This is a genomic window from Enterococcus sp. JNUCC 77, from assembly GCF_054819945.1.
In genome coordinates this window covers 199,575-219,387 of record NZ_JBTHIG010000002.1, presented here as the reverse complement: position 1 = coordinate 219,387, position 19,813 = coordinate 199,575, and the positions used below count along the sequence as shown (strand labels likewise).

Below are 19,813 nucleotides of genomic sequence, written 5' to 3'. Positions count from 1 at the left end.
GTTGTATCTTAAATTTAAGGTGCAACCTTTTTGTAAAGGAGTGTTTTAAATAAAAACTTTATATCTAGTACGTCACGGTGAAACCTTATTTAATCAGCAAAATAAAATCCAAGGTTGGTGTGATGCCCCTTTGACTGAAAAAGGTATTCAGCAAGCATTAACGGTAAAAAATTATTTTGCTAAAAGACAGCTGACTTTTGATAAAGCTTATTCGTCCACTTCTGAAAGAGCGCGTGATACGTTGGCACTCATAACGGATCAGCCTTCTACTTGTTTAAAAGATTTGCGGGAATGGCATTTTGGTAGGCTAGAAGGAGAGAACGAGCGGATTAATCCACCTCTACCCTATAATGATTTTTTTGTTTCTTACGGAGGTGAGTCCCAAACAGCATTTCAGCAACGAGCAATTGAAATCTGTCAAAAAATTATGCAAGAAGATGGAGAGCAGATCCTAATTGTTAGTCACGGTGCCTTTTGTGGCAGATTTCGAGAATATTGGCAGACCCATAGTTTGACAGAAAGAAAAGTGGCGACTATCGACAATTGCTGTATTTTTATCTATCAATTTGAGGCAGAGATATTTCATTTGACTGAAATCATTTCTCACCAAGAACAATTGTTAGCACTTAAAAAGTAAGTCAGAAAGGTGGTCACTATTTGAAAAGGTTATTCTTACTTATGCTTTTACTATTGTCAGGTTGTACTGTCAATCAAAATACCTATGAAAATATTGAGGAGAGTACATCTCAAACAGCAACGATTCAATCACGAAATAATTTGGAGGAAAATGTAATGCGACTTTTGCTAACAATAAACGAGCAGAATTATACCATCTCCTTAAATAATTCTCAGGCGGCAATAGATTTTTATCAAATGATGCCACTTGATTTAACTTTGTCAGACTTTAATCAGACTGAAAAGGTGGCTGACTTACCAAAAAGTTTACGAATTGACGGTTCACCCAGCGGAGCAGCAGCTCAGTCAGGACAGCTAGCTTATTATGCACCTTGGGAGAATTTAGCAATTTTTTATCAAGATTTTAGATACGGAGAAGGTTTAGTTATTTTAGGTGAAATTGATCAAGGCGCAGATATGTTAAGGAATTTGAACCAAAATGTTGAGATTACCTTTTCACAATTGAATGAATGAAACAACCACCGAAAATTTTTTTCGGTGGTTGTTTTTTAAATTAAAGTAACTTTGATTCTTTTTTTCAAACGACCTTTATTTTTAAGTTGCTCGACAGAAATTTGACCAACTTCTTTGGTACTAGTTATATGTGTTCCAGCGCAAGTTTGCACATCGACATCTGCAATTTTGACTAAGCGAATATCCGTAATAAATTCTGGCACTAAATTAACGTAAGTACGCACCAAGTCGTGATTTTCAGTCAATTTTTCGCGGGTGGTATGTTCAATCGTCACAGGGTAATCTGCTTGAATTAATTTTTCCAGTTCTGCTTGTAAAAATTCTTTTTCTAATTTCTCAGGCACAGTTTCTTCAGGAAATTTGATTTCTAAACGGGCATGGTCTTCTTCAATTTGATTACTAGTAGCTAAAGCACCATAATGTTTGTAAAAATATCCAGAAGTTAAGTGTAAGAGAGTGTGGTACCGCATGTTTTTTAAGCGGTAAGCAGCATCAATTTTTATTGTTACTTCTTGCACGTTTTCAGGTAAAGCCTCAGCCAAATGATATAGATAGCTATAATCTTGATCTCTAGTAATATCTTCAATCGGATATTCGGCGGCATCAATCCATAGTGAAGCATTATCTCTTGGTTGTCCACCTCCGCCAGGATAAATAATCGTTTGATTTAGTGCGACGGTTTTCCGATCAGGACTGATAAAGATAATCTCGCTTGGACAAGTCATTTGGTAACTATCTGTTAAATAAAGTTCGGTTGTCATTTTTTCTCCTTTGGTAAAAATTTATAGTAGAGCTAGTAATGCATCTATATTTTCTTCCTTTGTTGCCCAGCAAGTAGCAAAGCGAACAATTTGTCGTGTGTCGTCGTATTTTTCCCAACGTGCAAATTTAATTTTTTCTTGTAGTTCATTGATTTTTTCATTAGGCATTACGAAAAACTGTTGATTGGTAGGAGAATCTAAATATTGTTGATAGCCTTTAGCTAACATTCCCGTCTTTAATTTCATTGCCATATTAATGGCGTGTTGACTAATGTCAAAATATAAATTATCCGAAAATAATTCCAAAAACTGAATGCCAATTAAACGACCTTTAGCTAGTAATGCACCGTGTTGTTTAATTAAAGTAGTAAAATTTTTTGGTTCATTATTTTTAGTAAAAACAATTGCTTCACCGCAAAGAGCACCAATTTTTGTTCCACCAATATAAAATATGTCGCAAAGTCTAGCAATATCTTGAATCGTAACATCTGCTGAAGGACTTGTTAAACCGTACCCTAAGCGTGCACCGTCTAAATATAAAGGTATCTTGTGTTTTTGGCAGACAGCTGCTAAAGCTTCTAGTTCTTTTTTACTGTACAAAGTACCGTATTCGGTTGGATAAGAAATGTATACCATTCCAGGAAAGACCATATGTTGATAATTGGCATCTTGATAGAATGTTTCCACCAAATTATCAACGTCCTCAGCCTTAATCTTTCCTTCTTTAGCTGGTAAACTCAAAACTTTGTGACCACTAAACTCTATGGCACCTGCTTCATGTGTACTTATGTGACCGGTTTCGGCTGCAATAACTCCTTCATATGGTTGTAATACCGAATCAATAACTATTTGATTGGTTTGTGTTCCACCAACTAAAAATCGAATCGTTGCATCTGGACATGCGATAGCTGATTTAATTTTTTCAGCTGCTTGTGCAGAAAAATCATCTTCACCATAACCAGCTTCTTGAATCATGTTTGTTGCAATTAAACGATGCAAAATTCTTTCGTGAGCACCCTCTAAATAATCATTTTCAAATGAAATCATTCTTTTCCTCCAATTCATTTGGCACAACTTGATATAGGATTTCTTCAATTTTTTTCATAGCAGCTTTTAATTCCGAAATATCTTTTTCAGGTAGTGGCGTTAATAAGTCAATGACCTTTTGATCAGATTGGGCCTCAACATATTGATTTAATTCTAACCCTTGATCATTTAAATATAGGTGAAAGATCCGGCTATCTTGAGCATCCTTTTCGCGTTTTAAATAACCAGCTTTCTCTAATTTACTTAAAATTCGGCTCAAATAACTTTTGTTAATATTCAAACATTTGGTTAATTCATTTGCCGTGATACCAATATTCCGACCAATTTCTCCAATAATCCGCATTTCTAACATCGAATAATCCAAATCAAAAACATTTTTGTCGAAAACGCCGAGGATTCTTGTATAGTAACGATTAAATCTTCTAATTTCTTCAGTCTCCAAAAGAAAACTCCTTTCTAAATAGTTTACTTTGTCAACTAAATATAAAGTAGAAAGTTTCCATTGTCAACTAAAAAAGATTGAAACAAAATGTTTCAATCTTTCTTCCGTGCCACAACAATCATTCGAGGGCTATTTTTATCATAAGCTGTTTTTTGGTAATCACCATAAATTTGGACATCTGAATACCCAGCTTGACGTAATAATTTGCGATAATCAGCAGCTAAAATAATTTTGTAAATAATGTCATATTGATTTTCTTCTAATCTTTCAGGACTGTGATATAAATCTAATACTTGAATTTTTTGGAAATTTTCATCATGGCTTTTTATAAATATTCGAGAAAAATCAGGTCGATTAACGACGACTTCAACTGGTGGCAAAGCTAAGGTGAAATCGGTCATTCCTTGGGTTAAAACCAATAAACCATTTGGATTTAATCGTTGATACATAGATTTTAAGGCTGTAAGTAAATCTTCATCGCTGTGAAGATGAGGCAGGGAAGTGGTTAAGCAAATAATACTGTCAAAAGTTTCATTAAAAGCATCCTCTAAAAAACGAAAATCGGCTTGGCGCAATGGGATTTTTGTTTTACGCTCGGTTAAATTTTTACTGGCTACTGCCAACATAGCTGGTGAATAGTCTGAACCCATCATTTGAAAACCTAGCTTATTCAACATATAAAGATGCTGACCCGTTCCACAAGCACAATCTAAAACGGTCTCCACTTGATTTTCAGTAAATAATTTTTCAAAGAACAGCTCTTCTGCTCCTAAGTACCCACTAATTTCGCCAAATTCGTCATAATCCTGGGCAAAATTTTGATATAAATCTTTCATCCAACCACCTCTTTTTCAAATTATAACATTTTTTTTATTTTTACTTGACTTAAAGTTAGCTCGAAGGTGTAAACTCAAAAAAAATCGAGAAGAGCTGAGTAGTATAAAAAAAATAATTTTACTAAGTTTACCATTGATATTGGTAGCTTTAAGCGGAAATTTTCAACAAGTTTATTCCAATACGACAAAGAGTCAACAAACAACTATCAAAAATCCAATCAATTCTCAACAGGTTTTATTAGATGTACCACTGGAAAATCAATTTGAAGGCGAAAGGTTACAAAATGGTTGCGAAGTTACTGCTTTGTCAATGCTGTTAAATTATTATGGTTACGGCGTCAATAAAAATCAATTGGCCGATCAACTGACTTATCAATCTTTTAGAACTGGTAGTAATCAGTATGGCAATCCTCATTTAGGATTTGTAGGTAATATTAAGGAAGGTCGACAAGCCATGGGTGTTTTTGTAGAGCCGATTGAAGAATTGGCAAAAAAAGTTGTGACTGACGAAAAAATTATTACTAGTAATGGTGATTTGTCTTTTGATAAAGTTTTGAATCAGGTTGCACAAGGCAATCCAGTTTGGATGCTGGCAACGGTTGATTTACAGGTACCAACGGCATCAGACTTTCTACCATGGCCGACAGCCGAGGCCGAGTTGACGGTCACGCCACTGATTCATGCGATAGTGGTGACTGGATTTGATGAAAGCAGTCAAACAGTCTATCTTAATGACCCATATGGTGAAAAAATCGTGCAATCAGTTATCAAGATTTAGCCAGTATTTATCAGCAAATGGGCCAGCAGGCACTTTTTTTGAATTAAAAAAAGATGATTGACTTGGAGTTTACTCCAGGTGATATGCTAATTTTAATTAAGAAATTGGAGGAAATATGATGAAAATAATCATTTTAGGAGCGGCAGGTCAAATTGCCAGAATGTTGACTACCAGATTGATTCAAGAAAGCGATGCTGAATTAGTATTATATGCCCGAAATGCAACAAATCGATTAAAAAATCCTGATGAAAATCGTGTAAAGATTGTAGATGGTGATTTTAATGAAGAAGCAAAATTAGTTGAAGCTATGAAGGACGCAGATTTCATTTATTTAAATGATATGAATTCCCTTGAAGCGACGGAGGCAATCGTCAAAGCTGCTGAACAAGCTGAACAACCATTCTTAATTGGTGCGACTATCTTAGGAATTTATGATGAAGTAGCCGGTCCTTTTGGCAAATGGAATGCGCGAATGGTCGGTCAAACAGGAACCAATCGCCACAAAAGATCAGCTCAAATTGTTGAAAAATCCGGTTTGGATTATAGTTTACTTCGTCTGACTTGGTTATATAATGAAGTCGGTAATTTGAATTATATGATTACCCAAAAAGGTGAACCATTTATTGGTGCTCAAGTTTCTCGTGAAGCAGTTACTCAATTAATCTTGGATATTGTATCTGACCCAAATAAATATCGAAAAACTAGCTTAGGCGTCAGTGAACCAAATACTGATTTTGCTAAACCCTCTTTTTATTAATTGATTTTGCTATAATGAAACAAAAGAGGTGAGGTCATGTTGTTTAAACAAATGCGGTATTTTGTTTCAGTTGTCAATCATAATAGTTTTACTGAAGCAGCTGCTGAAGAATTTATTTCCCAGTCTGCTATCTCTCAACAGATTCGAGCATTAGAAGAAGAGTTGGGAGTAGCTTTGTTCGTTCGGCAACACCGCAAATTTTCTTTGACACCAGCAGGTCAGCATTTTTATCAGGAAAGTCAACAATTATTAACACAGCTCGATCGAGTGGTTAAAGAAACTAAAATGATTGGTGAAGATCCCGAAACCCAATTGCGGGTGGGTTATTTAAGAGTTTATGGAGGCCAAGAATTACATCAAGCAATCGCCGAATTCAACGAAATTTATCCAGAGATCGCCATTAATATAATTAATGGAACCCATGAAGAATTATATCAAGAGCTACGACAAAATACGGTAGATATTGTTTTAAGTGATCAACGCCGAGCCTTTTCGGAAGAGTACGTGAATTTTGAATTAATTCAGCCCAAAACCTTTGTGGAAATTTCTGCTAGAAATCCCTTGAGTCAGCAAGACAAAATTGAAATAAATGAATTGGCACAATTGCCCTGTATTTTAATTACTTCAAAAGAGCAGCAGAGCCATGAAGAAAATTTTTACCGGGATACATTAGGCTTCAGTGGCAAATTTTTATTTGCCGAAAATTTAGTTGAAGGTCGTTTAATGGTGGCAGGGAATCAAGGATTTTTACCAATCGAAAGCGTGGGTACCTTGACTCCAACCGAAATCTCCATTAGACGTATTCCCTTAGAAAAAAACCATCAAGCTGTAGTGCGGAATTATTGTGCCTTTTGGAAAAAAGAGCGAACCAATTATTTTATCGAAGAATTCGCTGCAATATTGAAAAAATTAATCATTACGAATGAAGAAGTCTTTTAAAGGCTTCTTTTTTTGCATTAGTTATACTTATCCATGAGATTAGTATTCGAAATTGTTTGATCAAATAAAACAGGTAAAATACTAAGAGTAGTCAATCAGAATAGCTAATGAATTTGATCTTTTTATCCAAGGAAGGAGTCAAAATGAATATAAAAGAAGTCAGTCAAAAAACAGCTTTAACCGCTGATACGTTAAGGTATTATGAAAAAATCGGGTTGATTCCACCGATTACGCGAACCAGTGGTGGGATTCGTGATTTTAACCAAAATCATTTGCAGTGGATTTTATTTACGAAAGATTTACGGCAAGCAGGATTATCGATTGATAGTATTTTAAATTATATTGCCTTATATCGGAAACATGAAGACACAGAAATTGAGCGTAAAGAAATATTGCAACAACAGAAAAAGTTATTAGTGGATAAAATTGACGAACTAACTACCACATTAAATTTTTTATCGGAACGAATTGATCATCATCAAGAATTTGTTGAAAAAATAGAAGAAAAATTGCCTTGCTTTGATCCTAGTCAATGTGTGGCATCTTAATTGGAGGAATAATAATGAGTAAAACATGGTTAATCACAGGAGTAAGCAGTGGTTTTGGTTTGGAAATGACCAAACAATTATTGGAAAAGGGTGATACGGTTGTCGGAACCGTTCGAAATGATAGAAATGTACAAGAACTGATGAATAACTATCCAGATACTTTTTTTCGTAAGTTTTTAGATGTGACTGATACGAAAGCAGTCCAAGCTTTAGTTCAAAAAGTTTTTGATAAATTAGGTCAAATTGATGTGGTTGTCAGTAATGCAGGTTATGGACTCTTTGGGGCTGCTGAAGAGTTGACGGATGATGAAGTAGATAAAATTTTAAATACTGATTTAGTTGGTTCAATTTATTTGATTCGAGCAGTGTTACCCTATTTGCGTAAACAAGGATTTGGACGCATCATCCAAATCTCAAGTTATGGCGGACAGGTCGCTTTTGCGGGCAATTCAATGTATCATGCCGCAAAATGGGGGATTGAAGGTTTTGTAGAATCTGTTGCCCAAGAAATGGCGCCTTTTAATGTTGGAATGACTATTGTGGAACCAGGTGGTGCTCGAACAGAATTTCGTTATGGTAGTGCCCAGGTGGCTAATTTAATGACAGAATACAACGGCAATCCTGCTCATGCCTTTTTGTCAATGTTAGATAAAAATAATGGTTTGGCGGTGGGCGATCCGATAAAAATGGTCCATCGAATGATTGAAAGTGTCGAAGTCACACCAGCACCTTTGCGATTAATGTTAGGTTCCCAAGCATTAAATGATACGATTAAAGTTTTGGAAAAAAGAATCGCAGACTTTGAAGCACAAAGAGAACTAGCCGTGTCAACAGATATTGTGGAGTAACTAAACTGAGGAGATTTTCCTCAGCTTTTTTGATGAAATAGGGTTGATTAATAAAATCAAAGATTGACATTAAAAATAATTATGATAACTTATTGTAAAGCGGCTTAACAATAAGGAGAAGAAATGAATATAGAATTATTACAGCAATTTAATCATTTGATGACAGAGTATAAAGAATTAGAGAAAACACAACATGTTATTTCAGATTTGAATTTGGCAGAAATCCACACCATTGTTTTGATTGGTAAGCAACCGGAAATCAATGTGAACAGTTTAGCACTTTTAAGAGAGATTTCTCGCAGTGCCGCCTCTCAATTGACAAAAAAATTGGAGACAAAAGGATTTCTGCAACGTAAGACAACGGAGAAAAATAATAAAGCCGTTCGCCTATCTTTGACTCCCAAAGGTGAAGAAATATACGCTACCCATCAAGTGCAACAACATTATCTAGAGGAAAAACTAAATGATGTTTTTAAACGATACAGTGAGGAACAATTGCAAGTAATTATTGATTTTATGAAGAACGTTGAAAAAGTCTGGACCGAACTTCCTTGGATCAATGAAGGTAAAGTAAATGGAAAATAAGCATTTTTTGATAACTGAAACTAGTTCAGCGGCTGATGCAATAATAAATTTGAAGCTGAAAGATTTGCCATCCTGTACAGAAATGATGATTCGAACAGAAACAAAGGGTCCTTATTATTGTATTAATGCACCTTTAAACTATTCGACTGAAACTAAGTGGATTGCTGAAAATAAATATTTGAGTGATGAAAAAGGTAATTTAGATTTAAATACAGCTCCAGCTATTTCCGGAAGCTATCAAGGTGTTTCCCCTATGGGATGTCTGTCTTTTTTGTCAGCAAAAAAAATCATTAAGCAAAAGAAAGAAACTAATTTAGATAATATTTCATTGAATGCAGCTTTTTCAATCAAGCTAGAGGTTTATATGGACAAAATTCTAATTGATTCATGTGTAATTGAACGATATTTTATGAATGAAAAAATAGCTTTTAAGCAAGTCGCTTTTTCTGCTAGTAAAGGAAGATTTTTTTATCCGAAAGAGGAAACTAATTTACCTGCAATTATTGTTGTAAGTGGTAGTGAAGGCGGTATTGAAAAGGCTCAAGCTATCGCACAATTATTAGCTAGTCATGGTTTTGCAACACTGGCTATTGGTTATTTTGGACTAGATGATCTAGCTGTTAATTTAGCTGAAATTCCGCTAGAAATAATTGAAGAAGCGCTTGATTTTTTAACGTTGCAAGAGGAAGTGAATAAAGATCGAATCGGGATTTACGGTCGATCAAAAGGGGCAGAGTTGGCACTTTTAGCAGCTAGCTATTTCGCAAAAATTAAATGTATCGTAGCAAATTCTCCCACAAATGTAGTTTACGAAGGAATTAAGCAACATTTACCAGCAAAAAAATCTAGCTGGACTTTTCAAACAATGCCAATTCAGTATGTCCCTTTTAAATTTGGTAGTGCAATTCTTGCAAAAATTAAGGGGAAAGAGTATCCAGACAACACTAAAATGATGGAGGCAGAAATTCCAGTTGAAAAAATCAAAGGTAATATCCTGCTAATTTCCGTTATAAAAGATGAAATTTGGCCGGCATATTCGGCGAGTCTGATGATTCAAAATCGTTTAAATTTAAATCAGTTTCCATATAAATTTGAATTAGCGCTTTATCCCAATAGCGGACATATGTTAACACTGCCGTTTCAGCCTAATAATCGTTATAAAAAGAAAAACAATGTCACAGTCATGGAAGAGACGCTGGACGCTTGGCAAAAGACCGTTGATTTTTTCAAAGAAAACCTCTAATTAGAAGCTTTACAAAAATACCCCATCAATTTCACGATTGATGGGGTTTCTTATTGAATAACTTTTCTTATACTGTGTTGCTACTTATAAATACTCCTTTGGCCTGCTGGCCATTTCAGCAAAAATATTTAAAAATTCTGCGGCATGATAGCCGTCACAAACTGCATGATGGACTTGTAAAGCAATCGGCAAATAAACTTTATCAGCAGAAAAAATGAACTGTCCTGCTGTAACAATCGGCAACAGATAATCAGGATTGTTACCGATATTTAAATTCAAACTAGAAAAGCTAGTCCAAGGAATCATCGAAAGATTAATGACATTCTCAGCTCGGTCTGATTGTGGGAAAAGTTTTTTACTGTTGCCATATTTTGCTACGTCAGCTTGGTATTGCCGATGGAACTCTTTAAAGTCTCCAGTGTACTCACTTAGCAAGCTTGAAAACTTTGTCGTTTCTTTATTAAATAAAGTATATATGGGATTTACCGTTTCGTAATAACCCAGTTCTCCCTCAGGGTTCAATGCCATTCTAAAATTCTCTTTTTGATTGGCAATCTTAATGATTAAAAAAAGAAAACCAGCATAAAAAGAAAATTCGTGTTTTTTTAGATAGCGATATAAGGGAGTTACGTCAATTTCTTTGGTCAAACTGAAAGTAGTTTGCTGTTGGAAATAATAGTCAAAAATTTCTTTGCGATCCCAGTTTTTTATGTCGATAGGAATAAATGCCATGATAAAACCTCCTAATTTTTAAATCAAAATTTGTAGTTGTGTACTATTTACTTTGATTGTAGCAAAATTTTGAACTAAACAGCAGGTGAAGCTCAAAATTTCTGTGGTCAAATCATACAAAAGATAACGAGCGTTTTGGTCATTAGAAACAGTGATAATGGAAAAACGGCAAAATTCCTCTGATTTTTTTATGAATTTTAAAAAAATATTTGATGAAAAATCTATAAGTTTCAGAAAACGGTATCAAAAAGAATTATACTAGAATTATAATGAGAAGAAGGAGGTGCCAATGTAGTAAGCGTTTTCAAAAGATTCATGTGAAAATACAAACATTAGATTGGAGTATGGACAATGGAGGAGAACAAACGGATCAAGTGGTTTACAGTATCAATGATTGCCTTTAGTATGGTATGGGGCTTTGGTAATGTCGTAAACAACTACGCGCAACAAGGTACTTCGGTAGTCACATCATGGATTTTAATCATGGTACTTTACTTTATTCCTTATGCGTTGATTGTCGGACAATTGGGTTCTACATTCAAAGACAGTTCTGGCGGGGTAAGCTCGTGGGTAAAAGAAACGACTGGTAAGAAAAGGTTGGCTTATTATGCGGCTTGGACTTATTGGGTGGTGCACATCACTTATTTAGCGCAAAAACCGCAATCAGTGTTAATCGCGTTAGGTTGGGTATTTAGAGGCAACGGCAATGTGGCGACTAATATGAGCGTCCAAACCGTAGCAATTATTTCTTTAGTTATATTTTTAATTTTCCTATTTCTATCAACAAAAGGTTTGAATACCTTGAAATTTATCGGAAGTTTGGCCGGTACAGCAATGTTGGTGATGTCAATTCTATTTATCATTTTAGCAGTAGCTGTACCATTCATTACTCCAGGTTTTGAAGCAGCTACGCCAGATTTGACTAGCGCCAGCACCTATATACCAGATTTTAACTTAGGTTATTTCGCAACGATTTCGATGCTGGTATTTGCGGTTGGTGGGGCTGAAAAGATTTCACCTTATGTAAATGCAATTGATCGTCCCGCTAGAAATTTCCCGAAAGCCATGATTTTTATGGCATTAATGATTGCGATCAGTGCTATTCTAGGCTCAGTAGCAATGGCTATGTTGTTTGACAGCAACAATATTCCCGATGATTTGATGGCAAACGGGGCATATAGCGCTTTCCAAATCTTAGGAAATTACTTTGGTGTCGGTAACTTATTTATGATTATTTATGGTTTAGCAAATGCAGCTGGACAATCTGCTGCGTTAGCCTTCTCAATCGATGCACCATTGAAAATTTTATTAAATGATGCAGATCCAGAATTTGTTCCTCGTTGGTTAAGAAAACGGAATGCCAAAGGTACTCTAGTCAATGGATATTTACTAACGGGTGTCTTAGTAATTATTATCATCATCTTGCCAATCTTTGGTATTGAAAACATGAGTGAATTGGTTAAATGGTTGACCAACTTAAACTCAGTTGTGATGCCAATGCGTTACGTTTGGGTATTCTTCGCCTACATGATGTTGGTTAAACAAGCGAAAAAATTCAACTCTGAATACAAATTCATTAAGAATCCGAAAATTGCCTTTGTCGTTGGTCTTTGGTGTTTCTTATTTACAGCACTTGCTTGTATTTTAGGTATGATTCCAAAAATCGAATACGCTGCAAACCCAGGTTCTTGGATGTTCCAATTAGCTTCAAATATTATTACGCCATTTGTTTTAATCGCTTTAGGTATGATTTTACCAATGATTGCCAAACGCGAACGAGCAAAAGGAATCGAATAAAATTAAGCTACTCAACAGAAATGTTGGGTAGCTTTTTTAGTAATAGCTGCACTGAGATCTAAAAAAAAGAAAGCATGAATGAAGCTGTTACTTCATTCATGCTTTTTCAAGATGTAAAATCGGATAAGGTCGTCCATCATCATCAAGTGGCGAACGACTAGCTACCTTAAAACCATTTTTTTGATAAAAACGTAACGCCCGCGGATTGTCTTCGTTGACATCAATTTTGGTGATACCATCATCTTCCATTAGTTGTTGCAAAATTTGGTTACCATATCCTCGTCCAAAGTATTCTGGTGATAGAAATAGCATTTCTAAACTATTTTCAGCAGTTCCAGAAAAACCAATCAACTGATTTTCTTCCTGCCAAACTTTTAATTGAACATGTTCGAAATAGTGAGGCAAATTTTTTTCGATGGTTCTTTGATCTGTTTCTGATAAAAAATCATGGGTGGCTCTGACGGAGTCCCGCCATAAATTGATTAAGGCTGCTTCATCATTTTTTTCAGCTAAACGCCAAGTTAAAGTCATATTTTATTCTCCTTTTGAAAGATAGATTTGCTATTTAAATCAAGTTTTTTTGATTTAATTAAAATAAATAACTCTTCGATTGCTGGAACTACGCTTAAAAGAGCTAAACTATAGAAAATTGTCGCATATTTTAGAGAAAAAGGAAATAGCATAAAAATTGTTAGACCCATTAGTTTGTTTAGATAAGTATGTAAAAATGCCAAAGTTTTAAACTTATAAAACCCAATAAGAAGTGATAAAATTTTAACAAAAAAAGTTGGCAATAAAAATAGTAGAAAATTTATTGGAAACAAAGCTTGTGTGATGACCATCAGCAGTAAAGAACAGACAAAAATGAAATCGGCTAAGCTATCTAATATAGCCCCTTTTTCAGAAATGAAGTCAAACCTTCGAGCCATCCAACCATCTACCATATCTGTCAGACCACAAAGATAATAAAGTATCAGCCAAGTGACACTAAAAAAAGGCAGTCCGAATAATGGAATGGTTAATATTATTCTGCTGATAGTTAAAATATTTGGCAAATTTTTCATAAAGACTCCTTTAAAATAATTATCTTCAGTATAACGTAGCCCCTTAAAACTATCTTGTATTAACTGTAAAAAAATGCAGAAAAATGAAGGGATTGTTTTTATCTGCTATACTTAACTGAAAGTAGCGAGGGGAGGTTGGGAAAATTTATAGCTTGATTGTCTGTATTCAGATTGTAAGTTTCTTTTTGATTTTTAAAAAAGTTTCGGCTTATTCATTTACCATTGGAGAATTCATTATTTATCCTTTAATGATGATTGGTTTAGGTTTGATTTTTAGTAATAGATTCGGTGTTTGGAGCGCCTTGCTTTTTTTTGTGCTGTTTATTTTGATTGGCTTAAAAAAAGAAGGGAAGTTTCAGTTTATTATTGTTTTTTACGCATTATATGCTTTACTGATGAATTCTTTTTTAGGTTATATCGTTGCCCAACCTTTTGAGTATTTATTTTCGACTTTGGATTTTTTACCGCGAGACTTCTTGTATTTGTCAGTTGCAGTTACCCCAGCAATTTTAAATTATTTGATATTGGCGGCTTTAAATCATTGGCTGCCAGAGTATGCCATTAAGTCTTTACGGCAAGTGAGTAATTTTGCGATGGGAATTTTGACTTTAATTTTAGCTTCGGTAACTGGCTTACTATACACAATTTTGACGGTGGAAAATCAGAATCAAGCAGGTACTTGGTGGAACAACTTAATTATTATGAGTTTATTTATGGTGGTGATTTTTTCACTACTTTTGTTAAATACCTTTTATCAACGGCAAAGAAAACAAGAAATTCACGCCTTAAAAGAAGTACAATTGAGCCAATTGCAAGAATACACCAAACACATCGAAGCATTATATGAAGAAATGAATCATTTCAAGCATGATTATATCAATATTTTAAGTAGCTTGGATGACGGTATCAGAGAAAAAAATATGAAAAAAATTACGCAAACTTATCGGACTGTGATTGCGCCAACTAAGCAAAATTTCCAAAATAATCACTTTATGATTGCTCGCTTGAGTAATATTCTAGTTCCAGAAATTAAAAGCTTACTTTCAGCCAAACTATTGCTGGCCAAACAGCAAAATATTGAGGTGCAAATCGAAGTGGTGGCACCAATTACCGAATTTAATATGGATTTATTGTCTTTGATTCGAATAATATCAATTTTATTGGATAATGGGATTGAAGCCGCAGAGTTAACTGAAAATCCTTGGTTGAAGTTAGCAATTTTTGAAGAGGATGACACACAAATTATTGTAATCGAAAATAGTAGTCCTGAGATGGTGAATATTAAAAAAATTGCCGACAAAGGTTACTCTTCTAAAGGAATGAATCGCGGGATTGGTTTATACACTGTAAAAATGTTACTGGCTGAAACTCCTTATGTTTGGCTAGAAACTAGCAGTGAAACGATGAAGTTTTCACAAGTGTTAAAAATTATGGGGGACAAAAAGTGAATATATTTATTTTAGAAGATGATTTAATTCAGCAACAAAACCTACAACGAACCATTAAAGAACTGTGCCAACAAGAAAGAATTGTCTATCAGCATCTGATTGTCACTGCAAAGCCAGAAATCATACTAGAAAAAATTGCCTTAGCTAGTCGCCATAATCTTTATTTTTTAGATATGGAGATTGAAGACCATAAAGAAACCGGCTTAGAAGTCGCCCAAGCTATCCGCAAGAAGGATCCTTTTGGAACGATTGTTTTCATAACAACTCATTCTGAAATGGCACCGCTGACTTTTTCTTATAAGGTTTCAGCTTTAGATTTTATTGAAAAGGACCAATCCGCTGTAGACATTAGAAATGAGATTCGAGAATGTTTACTACTTGCTGAGGAAAGGATCGAAAAAAGTGTCAGTGATGATGCTTTTATTCTTAAAAACAAATACAGTAATCTACAAGTACCTTATTCAGATATTTATTATTTTAAAACGACAGGGACGTCTCATAAATTACGGCTAGTGACGGCAAAAAAAATGCTTGAATTTTATGGAGAATTAGCAGAGATTGAGGCCATGGATCAGCGTTTAATGCGTTGCCACCGGGCTTTTATTATTAATTTAGCTAATGTCGTATCTTTTGACCGCAGCAATAAAACGGTGTTATTTCCAAATGGGGATGAATGCCTTGTATCACGCCGTTTGATGAAAGAAGTTGCTCAGAAAATCAGCCAGTAAAGTTGAAAAACTTTGCTGGTTTTTTGCTGTTCAGGCAAGTTGACTGACCGTTTATGAAGTAAGCTATTTTCTCTAATACTTCTTAGCTATGCTAGGTTCAAGCAAGAGGAGGAGAAAAAATGACAGGCATGATTCAAATTAATCAAGTGAGTAAAAATTTTAAAGCTACACAAGTAGTTTCTCGAGTCAATATGACTATTAAAGAAGGAGAAATTTACGGTTTCTTAGGACCAAATGGCGCGGGTAAAACCACCATCATGAAAATGATTTTGAATTTAATTAAACCTACCACAGGAGAAATTCGGGTAGAAAATGAATTGATTCAGAAAAACTCTTATCAGTATCTCAAAAATATTGGCAATATTATCGAGACACCGGTTTTTTACCAGCAATTAACGGCTGAGGAAAATCTATCTCTTCACGCAGAATACATGGGTAAAACTTCTTCCGCCAAGATTTCAGAAGTTTTAAAAATTGTTGGCTTAGAACAAGTAAGAAATAAGTTAGTCACAGAATTTTCATTAGGAATGCGCCAACGTCTTGGAATCGCCCGTGCAATTTTAACTGAACCGAAAATATTGATCTTAGATGAGCCAATTAACGGTCTAGATCCGATTGGTATCAAGGAGATTCGTGAATTGTTATTGTATTTAAAGCAAGAAAAGGGGATGACTATTTTAATCTCTAGTCATATTGTATCTGAGATTGAATGGATTGCTGATACGATTGGTGTGATTGATCAAGGTCAGCTATTAAAAGAAGTCAGAATGTCAGATATACGGGCACAAAATACCTCTCATTTGATGGTAGAAGTCGATCAACCAGAAAAAGCATTAGAAATCCTACAAACAAAGTTAGGTATTCAAGATATGCAACAAACACATAGCAGGATCCAAATCTATGACCAGCAAGTCGATCAATCACTAGTCACTCAAATGTTAGTTAAAGCAGATATCCGTATTTTGAAAATAGAACAAAATCAAGAATCTCTGGAAGAATACTTCTTAAATATGATTGGTAAGGGGAAATAAAAAATGATAAAAATAATGAAACTAGAATGGCAGAAAAATCATTTGGCAAAATATATTAAAACAACCGTGATCAGCACAATTGTGATTTTTGCAGTTACGGCTTTTATGGCGATTGTTTCAAAAAATCAGTCGGAGTTAATGTTCACTGATTTTACAACTTATATGTCTTTTGTAAATATTATCATTAGAGTAGTATTTGTGATTTTCTCAGCGGTTTTATTGTCTCGTTTAGTAGTGGATGAATACAAAAATAAGACCATTCAAGTTCTATTTACTTATCCGGTTAATCGTCTGAAGGTAATGCAAAGTAAATTATATTTAATTGTTGGCTTTTGCTTTCTCAGTATTTTATTTGCGACGTTGGTGATCAGTTGTCTGACTTTATTGTTAAATCCAACTTTAGAATTATTTCCAAAAGCTATGACCAGCCAGGATATCGTAGAAACAATTCCAAGTCTGGCGTTAGTTTCATTAATGACTGCTTGTTTGAGTCTGATTCCTTTATATTTTGGCATGAAGAAAAAATCCACTTCTACCACAATTACGTGGGGTGTCATTATTGGATTATTAGTGAATGCGACAGTGTCTGATGGTAGTTCTACGGTGAATTTAGGGCAAATGCTGGTGGTACCAGTGATACTAGCTTGTGTAGGATTATTGATTGCTTATTTGTCATTTCGACAAATCAATAACCAAGATATTTTATAGGAGGAAGACAATGAATAAAAAGATGTTAATAATCAGTGGGATTTTAATGATTGTAGCCGGCTTTTTCGTTTGGAATCAAGTGTCATCTTCACAAGAAAATGATATTTTTAATTTATCTGAGGTTGAAATGATCTCAATTGATACGGAAGAGTGGGATGTAAATTTAGTCGAAACAAATAGCCAACAAATCAAAGTTTCAGCCGAAAACTTAAATCACGGTGACGGGGCAAAAGCGAAATTAGTCGATGGCACCTTGAAAATTCAACAAGGAACATCAAAAAATGGCTTATTCGGTGGTTTCAGTTTTAAAAATAATAGTCAGCTAACTGTCGAAATACCTGTGAATAATTATAAAAATTATCAAGTGACTACTCAATCAGGTGATATTTCTTTGAATCGAGTCAATTTAGCTAAGTCCAAGATTGAAAGTTCCACTGGTGATATTTATTTAAATAAAATTAGTGCACACGAAAATGCCAGCATCGAGACCAAAAATGGCGACATCGATTTGTCTTTTAAAACCAAGCCAACTGATTTAAAATTAAAGACTTCTGCTGAGTTTCTTGATACTGAACAGGATTTGAACGATTTTAACTCAGGCAAACAACAATTAGATTTGCGTTGTCCTGACGGAACGATGACCATCTATTAAAAGACCACAAAAAGTCAATTGTTTAGCTGACTTTTTGTGATCTTTTATCTATATTAAATTTAATAAATCGGATGGTTTTTTTAAAAAGTAATCTGCTTCTGTGAACATCGCTAAATCCAATGCCCCCCAATTAGCAACAGCAAATTTTATCCCATAAGCTTTGGCACTTTTCATATCATATAACGAATCACCAATATAAATCGTTTCACCTTTTTCGACGGACAACAAATCAATCGCTTTTTGGATCGGTTCAGGATGAGGTTTGTGATTTTCAGTATCAGATGCCGTGATAAAAACATCAAAATAGTGATTCAAATTAAAAATATCAAATTCAGTTTTCATTTCGTTACTGGTTTTAGAGGTAACAACCCCCATTTTAATTCCTGCAGCTTTTAATTTTTTTAAAATTTCTTCAATCTCAGGATAAACAGACACGTGTTCAGCGTACAATAAGACATTTTTATTCCATGCTTTTAACAGCTTTTCCAATTCTGCTTCATCAGCGGTAAATTCTTCCAAAGCAGCTCTTCCAGGAATTCCTAAAATATAGTTTAAATCTTCAATCTCTACTGACAGTTGCATTTCTTCCAGTAAGGTTTTTTGCAGGGAATGGGTCATAACATAAGCAGTATCAATCAAGGTACCATCAACATCGAATAAGATAGTTTTAAACATTTTCCGACTCCTTCGTATAGATAATTTTATTTTTGCCAATTTTTTCTGCTAATTCTCTAGAGATTTTTTGATCGGTCACTAGAAAATCAATTTCTTTAAAAGGATAGACTAAAAAGTTATGGGTCAAACCAATTTTGGTATGGTCACAAAGAAGTACGATTGTTTTAGCTTGCTGGCGAATCAAGGTTTTCATCGCAATGTCTTCATCATGGGCATAATAAATGCCTTTTTCGTCGATTCCGGCACAACTAAGAAAGGCGACCTCAATTGTATATTTCGATAGTTCTAAAAGAGGTAGCCCGCCAGTAACAGCCCGTGTTTCACGATTAAGCTTTCCCCCTAGCATTGTCGTTTGATAGAGAGTATTGCGTAGTAATTGATCGGAAATATCTAGCCCGTTTGTAAGAGTGTACAACTCTTTTTTTGTAGGTAGAAACTGAGGCATTAAAGAAACGGTTGTGGAGACATCAAAAAAAAGAGTTTGATTTTGAGTGATGAATGTTACAGCTTTTTTGGCAATCTCTTTTTTTATTTGAGTCAAATTGTTGGTGCGATCTAAAAAGCTGTCGATTTTGTTGAAGGAATCTTTTAGGCTAATTCCGCCGTAGTTTCTGGTAACTAATTGATTATCAGCAAGCTTAATCATGTCTCGGCGGGTGGTATCACGAGAAGCACCAGTCAGCGAAATAATGTCTTGTAAACTCAATGATTTTTCTTTTACCAATTGATCCATGATGAGTTGTAATCTTTTTTGCTGGTTCATAAAATTCACCATCTCTATTAAGTTAATTTAAGTATATTTTTATAATAAACTAAAATAGCTTAAAAAGATACAAAAAAATACTACACACGTTATGTAGTATTAAAAGCTGATTATTTATATTGAATCATTGCCGAATAACCCCAAAAACTGTGTTGATATTTAATATCGACAATTTCAAATCCCTGGGTGTCTATTTCTTTTAACGCCTCATTTATTTTTACGTTTAAGCGACTGGAACCCCAGGTACTCTCTACTAAGTATACTTGCATGAAAAAACTCCCT

General features: G+C 34.6%; 25 protein-coding genes. 15 read left to right on the top strand and 10 right to left on the bottom strand.

Going from position 1 to position 19,813, the window contains the following annotated elements; genetic code table 11:
• Positions 1 to 49 precede the first annotated feature (49 nt).
• Both ACVWNY_RS14075 and ACVWNY_RS14070 read left to right on the top strand, forming a co-directional pair.
• Positions 50 to 637 (top strand): histidine phosphatase family protein, encoded by a 588-nt coding sequence (locus tag ACVWNY_RS14075; protein ID WP_438721247.1) that lies wholly within the window; start codon positions 50 to 52, stop codon positions 635 to 637.
• 20 nt (positions 638 to 657) lie between these two features.
• The gene (locus tag ACVWNY_RS14070) at positions 658 to 1,149 is read left to right on the top strand and encodes a cyclophilin-like fold protein (RefSeq protein WP_454072202.1); all 492 of its coding nucleotides are present in this window, start codon (positions 658 to 660) and stop codon (positions 1,147 to 1,149) included.
• A gap of 35 nt (positions 1,150 to 1,184) precedes the next feature.
• Here the strand turns inward: ACVWNY_RS14070 and ACVWNY_RS14065 are convergent, their stop codons facing one another.
• The 4 genes from ACVWNY_RS14065 to ACVWNY_RS14050 all read right to left on the bottom strand — a co-directional run bounded on the left by ACVWNY_RS14065 (position 1,185) and on the right by ACVWNY_RS14050 (position 4,235).
• Positions 1,185 to 1,910, bottom strand: a complete 726-nt coding sequence (locus ACVWNY_RS14065) for an alanyl-tRNA editing protein (RefSeq protein WP_454072201.1) — start codon at positions 1,908 to 1,910, stop codon at positions 1,185 to 1,187.
• Between the two features lie 21 nt (positions 1,911 to 1,931).
• Positions 1,932 to 2,957, bottom strand: coding sequence for a threonine aldolase family protein (locus tag ACVWNY_RS14060; protein WP_454072200.1), 1,026 nt, complete (start codon positions 2,955 to 2,957; stop codon positions 1,932 to 1,934).
• Positions 2,944 to 3,399 (bottom strand): MarR family winged helix-turn-helix transcriptional regulator, encoded by a 456-nt coding sequence (locus ACVWNY_RS14055; protein WP_218327197.1) that lies wholly within the window; start codon positions 3,397 to 3,399, stop codon positions 2,944 to 2,946. The genes ACVWNY_RS14060 and ACVWNY_RS14055 overlap by 14 nt, the downstream gene beginning before the upstream one ends.
• Before the next feature lie 92 nt (positions 3,400 to 3,491).
• Positions 3,492 to 4,235 (bottom strand): class I SAM-dependent DNA methyltransferase, encoded by a 744-nt coding sequence (locus ACVWNY_RS14050; protein WP_218327196.1) that lies wholly within the window; start codon positions 4,233 to 4,235, stop codon positions 3,492 to 3,494.
• A 133-nt stretch (positions 4,236 to 4,368) separates the two neighbouring features.
• Here ACVWNY_RS14050 and ACVWNY_RS14045 point away from each other — a divergent pair, with 133 nt between their 5' ends.
• The 7 genes from ACVWNY_RS14045 to ACVWNY_RS14015 all read left to right on the top strand — a co-directional run bounded on the left by ACVWNY_RS14045 (position 4,369) and on the right by ACVWNY_RS14015 (position 9,933).
• Positions 4,369 to 5,013, top strand: coding sequence for a C39 family peptidase (locus ACVWNY_RS14045; RefSeq protein WP_218327195.1), 645 nt, complete (start codon positions 4,369 to 4,371; stop codon positions 5,011 to 5,013).
• 118 nt (positions 5,014 to 5,131) lie between these two features.
• Positions 5,132 to 5,770 carry an NAD(P)H-binding protein gene (locus ACVWNY_RS14040; protein WP_246601561.1) on the top strand — a complete coding sequence of 213 codons (639 nt, stop codon included), beginning with the start codon at positions 5,132 to 5,134 and terminating at the stop codon, positions 5,768 to 5,770.
• A gap of 36 nt (positions 5,771 to 5,806) precedes the next feature.
• Positions 5,807 to 6,709, top strand: coding sequence for a LysR family transcriptional regulator (locus tag ACVWNY_RS14035; RefSeq protein WP_454072199.1), 903 nt, complete (start codon positions 5,807 to 5,809; stop codon positions 6,707 to 6,709).
• A 143-nt stretch (positions 6,710 to 6,852) separates the two neighbouring features.
• A complete protein-coding gene (locus ACVWNY_RS14030) occupies positions 6,853 to 7,257 on the top strand; it encodes a MerR family transcriptional regulator (RefSeq protein ID WP_218327192.1) in 405 nt (134 codons plus the stop codon).
• A 14-nt stretch (positions 7,258 to 7,271) separates the two neighbouring features.
• Positions 7,272 to 8,105, top strand: coding sequence for an SDR family oxidoreductase (locus tag ACVWNY_RS14025; RefSeq protein WP_454072198.1), 834 nt, complete (start codon positions 7,272 to 7,274; stop codon positions 8,103 to 8,105).
• Between the two features lie 123 nt (positions 8,106 to 8,228).
• Positions 8,229 to 8,690 (top strand): MarR family winged helix-turn-helix transcriptional regulator, encoded by a 462-nt coding sequence (locus ACVWNY_RS14020; RefSeq protein WP_454072197.1) that lies wholly within the window; start codon positions 8,229 to 8,231, stop codon positions 8,688 to 8,690.
• Positions 8,680 to 9,933: an acyl-CoA thioester hydrolase/BAAT C-terminal domain-containing protein gene (locus tag ACVWNY_RS14015; protein ID WP_454072196.1), complete on the top strand. Its 1,254-nt coding sequence runs from the start codon at positions 8,680 to 8,682 to the stop codon at positions 9,931 to 9,933. Before ACVWNY_RS14020 ends, ACVWNY_RS14015 begins: the two co-directional genes overlap by 11 nt.
• A gap of 84 nt (positions 9,934 to 10,017) precedes the next feature.
• Here ACVWNY_RS14015 and catA read toward each other — a convergent pair whose 3' ends face one another.
• A complete protein-coding gene (catA, locus tag ACVWNY_RS14010; protein WP_454072195.1) occupies positions 10,018 to 10,665 on the bottom strand; it encodes a type A chloramphenicol O-acetyltransferase in 648 nt (215 codons plus the stop codon).
• 351 nt (positions 10,666 to 11,016) lie between these two features.
• Here catA and ACVWNY_RS14005 point away from each other — a divergent pair, with 351 nt between their 5' ends.
• Positions 11,017 to 12,462 carry an amino acid permease gene (locus tag ACVWNY_RS14005; RefSeq protein WP_218327187.1) on the top strand — a complete coding sequence of 482 codons (1,446 nt, stop codon included), beginning with the start codon at positions 11,017 to 11,019 and terminating at the stop codon, positions 12,460 to 12,462.
• Between the two features lie 96 nt (positions 12,463 to 12,558).
• Here ACVWNY_RS14005 and ACVWNY_RS14000 read toward each other — a convergent pair whose 3' ends face one another.
• Both ACVWNY_RS14000 and ACVWNY_RS13995 read right to left on the bottom strand, forming a co-directional pair.
• Positions 12,559 to 12,993, bottom strand: a complete 435-nt coding sequence (locus ACVWNY_RS14000; protein WP_218327186.1) for a GNAT family N-acetyltransferase — start codon at positions 12,991 to 12,993, stop codon at positions 12,559 to 12,561.
• Positions 12,990 to 13,526: a CDP-alcohol phosphatidyltransferase family protein gene (locus tag ACVWNY_RS13995; protein ID WP_218327185.1), complete on the bottom strand. Its 537-nt coding sequence runs from the start codon at positions 13,524 to 13,526 to the stop codon at positions 12,990 to 12,992. Before ACVWNY_RS13995 ends, ACVWNY_RS14000 begins: the two co-directional genes overlap by 4 nt.
• A gap of 185 nt (positions 13,527 to 13,711) precedes the next feature.
• Between ACVWNY_RS13995 and ACVWNY_RS13990 the strand changes: the two genes are divergently transcribed.
• The 5 genes from ACVWNY_RS13990 to ACVWNY_RS13970 all read left to right on the top strand — a co-directional run bounded on the left by ACVWNY_RS13990 (position 13,712) and on the right by ACVWNY_RS13970 (position 18,093).
• Complete coding sequence (locus ACVWNY_RS13990) at positions 13,712 to 14,974, top strand: GHKL domain-containing protein (RefSeq protein ID WP_218327184.1); 1,263 nt, start codon at positions 13,712 to 13,714, stop codon at positions 14,972 to 14,974.
• Positions 14,971 to 15,702: a response regulator transcription factor gene (locus tag ACVWNY_RS13985; RefSeq protein ID WP_454072194.1), complete on the top strand. Its 732-nt coding sequence runs from the start codon at positions 14,971 to 14,973 to the stop codon at positions 15,700 to 15,702. The genes ACVWNY_RS13990 and ACVWNY_RS13985 overlap by 4 nt, the downstream gene beginning before the upstream one ends.
• Before the next feature lie 119 nt (positions 15,703 to 15,821).
• Positions 15,822 to 16,733 (top strand): ABC transporter ATP-binding protein, encoded by a 912-nt coding sequence (locus tag ACVWNY_RS13980; RefSeq protein ID WP_218327182.1) that lies wholly within the window; start codon positions 15,822 to 15,824, stop codon positions 16,731 to 16,733.
• Between the two features lie 3 nt (positions 16,734 to 16,736).
• A complete protein-coding gene (locus ACVWNY_RS13975; protein ID WP_218327181.1) occupies positions 16,737 to 17,441 on the top strand; it encodes an ABC transporter permease in 705 nt (234 codons plus the stop codon).
• A 10-nt stretch (positions 17,442 to 17,451) separates the two neighbouring features.
• Complete coding sequence (locus ACVWNY_RS13970; RefSeq protein WP_218327180.1) at positions 17,452 to 18,093, top strand: DUF4097 family beta strand repeat-containing protein; 642 nt, start codon at positions 17,452 to 17,454, stop codon at positions 18,091 to 18,093.
• A 48-nt stretch (positions 18,094 to 18,141) separates the two neighbouring features.
• Here ACVWNY_RS13970 and ACVWNY_RS13965 read toward each other — a convergent pair whose 3' ends face one another.
• The 3 genes from ACVWNY_RS13965 to ACVWNY_RS13955 form a co-directional block, all read right to left on the bottom strand.
• Positions 18,142 to 18,768, bottom strand: a complete 627-nt coding sequence (locus ACVWNY_RS13965) for an HAD family hydrolase (RefSeq protein WP_218327179.1) — start codon at positions 18,766 to 18,768, stop codon at positions 18,142 to 18,144.
• Complete coding sequence (locus ACVWNY_RS13960) at positions 18,761 to 19,531, bottom strand: DeoR/GlpR family DNA-binding transcription regulator (protein ID WP_218327178.1); 771 nt, start codon at positions 19,529 to 19,531, stop codon at positions 18,761 to 18,763. The genes ACVWNY_RS13965 and ACVWNY_RS13960 overlap by 8 nt, the downstream gene beginning before the upstream one ends.
• A 110-nt stretch (positions 19,532 to 19,641) precedes the next feature.
• On the bottom strand, positions 19,642 to 19,800 hold the full coding sequence (locus ACVWNY_RS13955; protein WP_218327177.1) for a hypothetical protein: 159 nt from the start codon (positions 19,798 to 19,800) through the stop codon (positions 19,642 to 19,644).
• Positions 19,801 to 19,813: the final 13 nt, after the last annotated feature.

Coding starts and splice junctions, on each gene's coding strand:
- ACVWNY_RS14000 (WP_218327186.1), bottom strand. CDS start 12,993: ATGACTTTAACTTGGCGTTTAGCTGAAAAAAATGATGAAGCAGCCTTA.
- ACVWNY_RS13975 (WP_218327181.1), top strand. CDS start 16,737: ATGATAAAAATAATGAAACTAGAATGGCAGAAAAATCATTTGGCAAAA.
- ACVWNY_RS14050 (WP_218327196.1), bottom strand. CDS start 4,235: ATGAAAGATTTATATCAAAATTTTGCCCAGGATTATGACGAATTTGGC.
- ACVWNY_RS13955 (WP_218327177.1), bottom strand. CDS start 19,800: ATGCAAGTATACTTAGTAGAGAGTACCTGGGGTTCCAGTCGCTTAAAC.
- ACVWNY_RS14035 (WP_454072199.1), top strand. CDS start 5,807: ATGTTGTTTAAACAAATGCGGTATTTTGTTTCAGTTGTCAATCATAAT.
- ACVWNY_RS13960 (WP_218327178.1), bottom strand. CDS start 19,531: ATGAACCAGCAAAAAAGATTACAACTCATCATGGATCAATTGGTAAAA.
- ACVWNY_RS14060 (WP_454072200.1), bottom strand. CDS start 2,957: ATGATTTCATTTGAAAATGATTATTTAGAGGGTGCTCACGAAAGAATT.
- ACVWNY_RS14065 (WP_454072201.1), bottom strand. CDS start 1,910: ATGACAACCGAACTTTATTTAACAGATAGTTACCAAATGACTTGTCCA.
- ACVWNY_RS14040 (WP_246601561.1), top strand. CDS start 5,132: ATGAAAATAATCATTTTAGGAGCGGCAGGTCAAATTGCCAGAATGTTG.
- ACVWNY_RS14025 (WP_454072198.1), top strand. CDS start 7,272: ATGAGTAAAACATGGTTAATCACAGGAGTAAGCAGTGGTTTTGGTTTG.
- ACVWNY_RS13970 (WP_218327180.1), top strand. CDS start 17,452: ATGAATAAAAAGATGTTAATAATCAGTGGGATTTTAATGATTGTAGCC.
- ACVWNY_RS14030 (WP_218327192.1), top strand. CDS start 6,853: ATGAATATAAAAGAAGTCAGTCAAAAAACAGCTTTAACCGCTGATACG.
- ACVWNY_RS13995 (WP_218327185.1), bottom strand. CDS start 13,526: ATGAAAAATTTGCCAAATATTTTAACTATCAGCAGAATAATATTAACC.
- ACVWNY_RS14005 (WP_218327187.1), top strand. CDS start 11,017: ATGGAGGAGAACAAACGGATCAAGTGGTTTACAGTATCAATGATTGCC.
- ACVWNY_RS13980 (WP_218327182.1), top strand. CDS start 15,822: ATGACAGGCATGATTCAAATTAATCAAGTGAGTAAAAATTTTAAAGCT.
- ACVWNY_RS14015 (WP_454072196.1), top strand. CDS start 8,680: ATGGAAAATAAGCATTTTTTGATAACTGAAACTAGTTCAGCGGCTGAT.
- ACVWNY_RS13965 (WP_218327179.1), bottom strand. CDS start 18,768: ATGTTTAAAACTATCTTATTCGATGTTGATGGTACCTTGATTGATACT.
- catA (WP_454072195.1), bottom strand. CDS start 10,665: ATGGCATTTATTCCTATCGACATAAAAAACTGGGATCGCAAAGAAATT.
- ACVWNY_RS14020 (WP_454072197.1), top strand. CDS start 8,229: ATGAATATAGAATTATTACAGCAATTTAATCATTTGATGACAGAGTAT.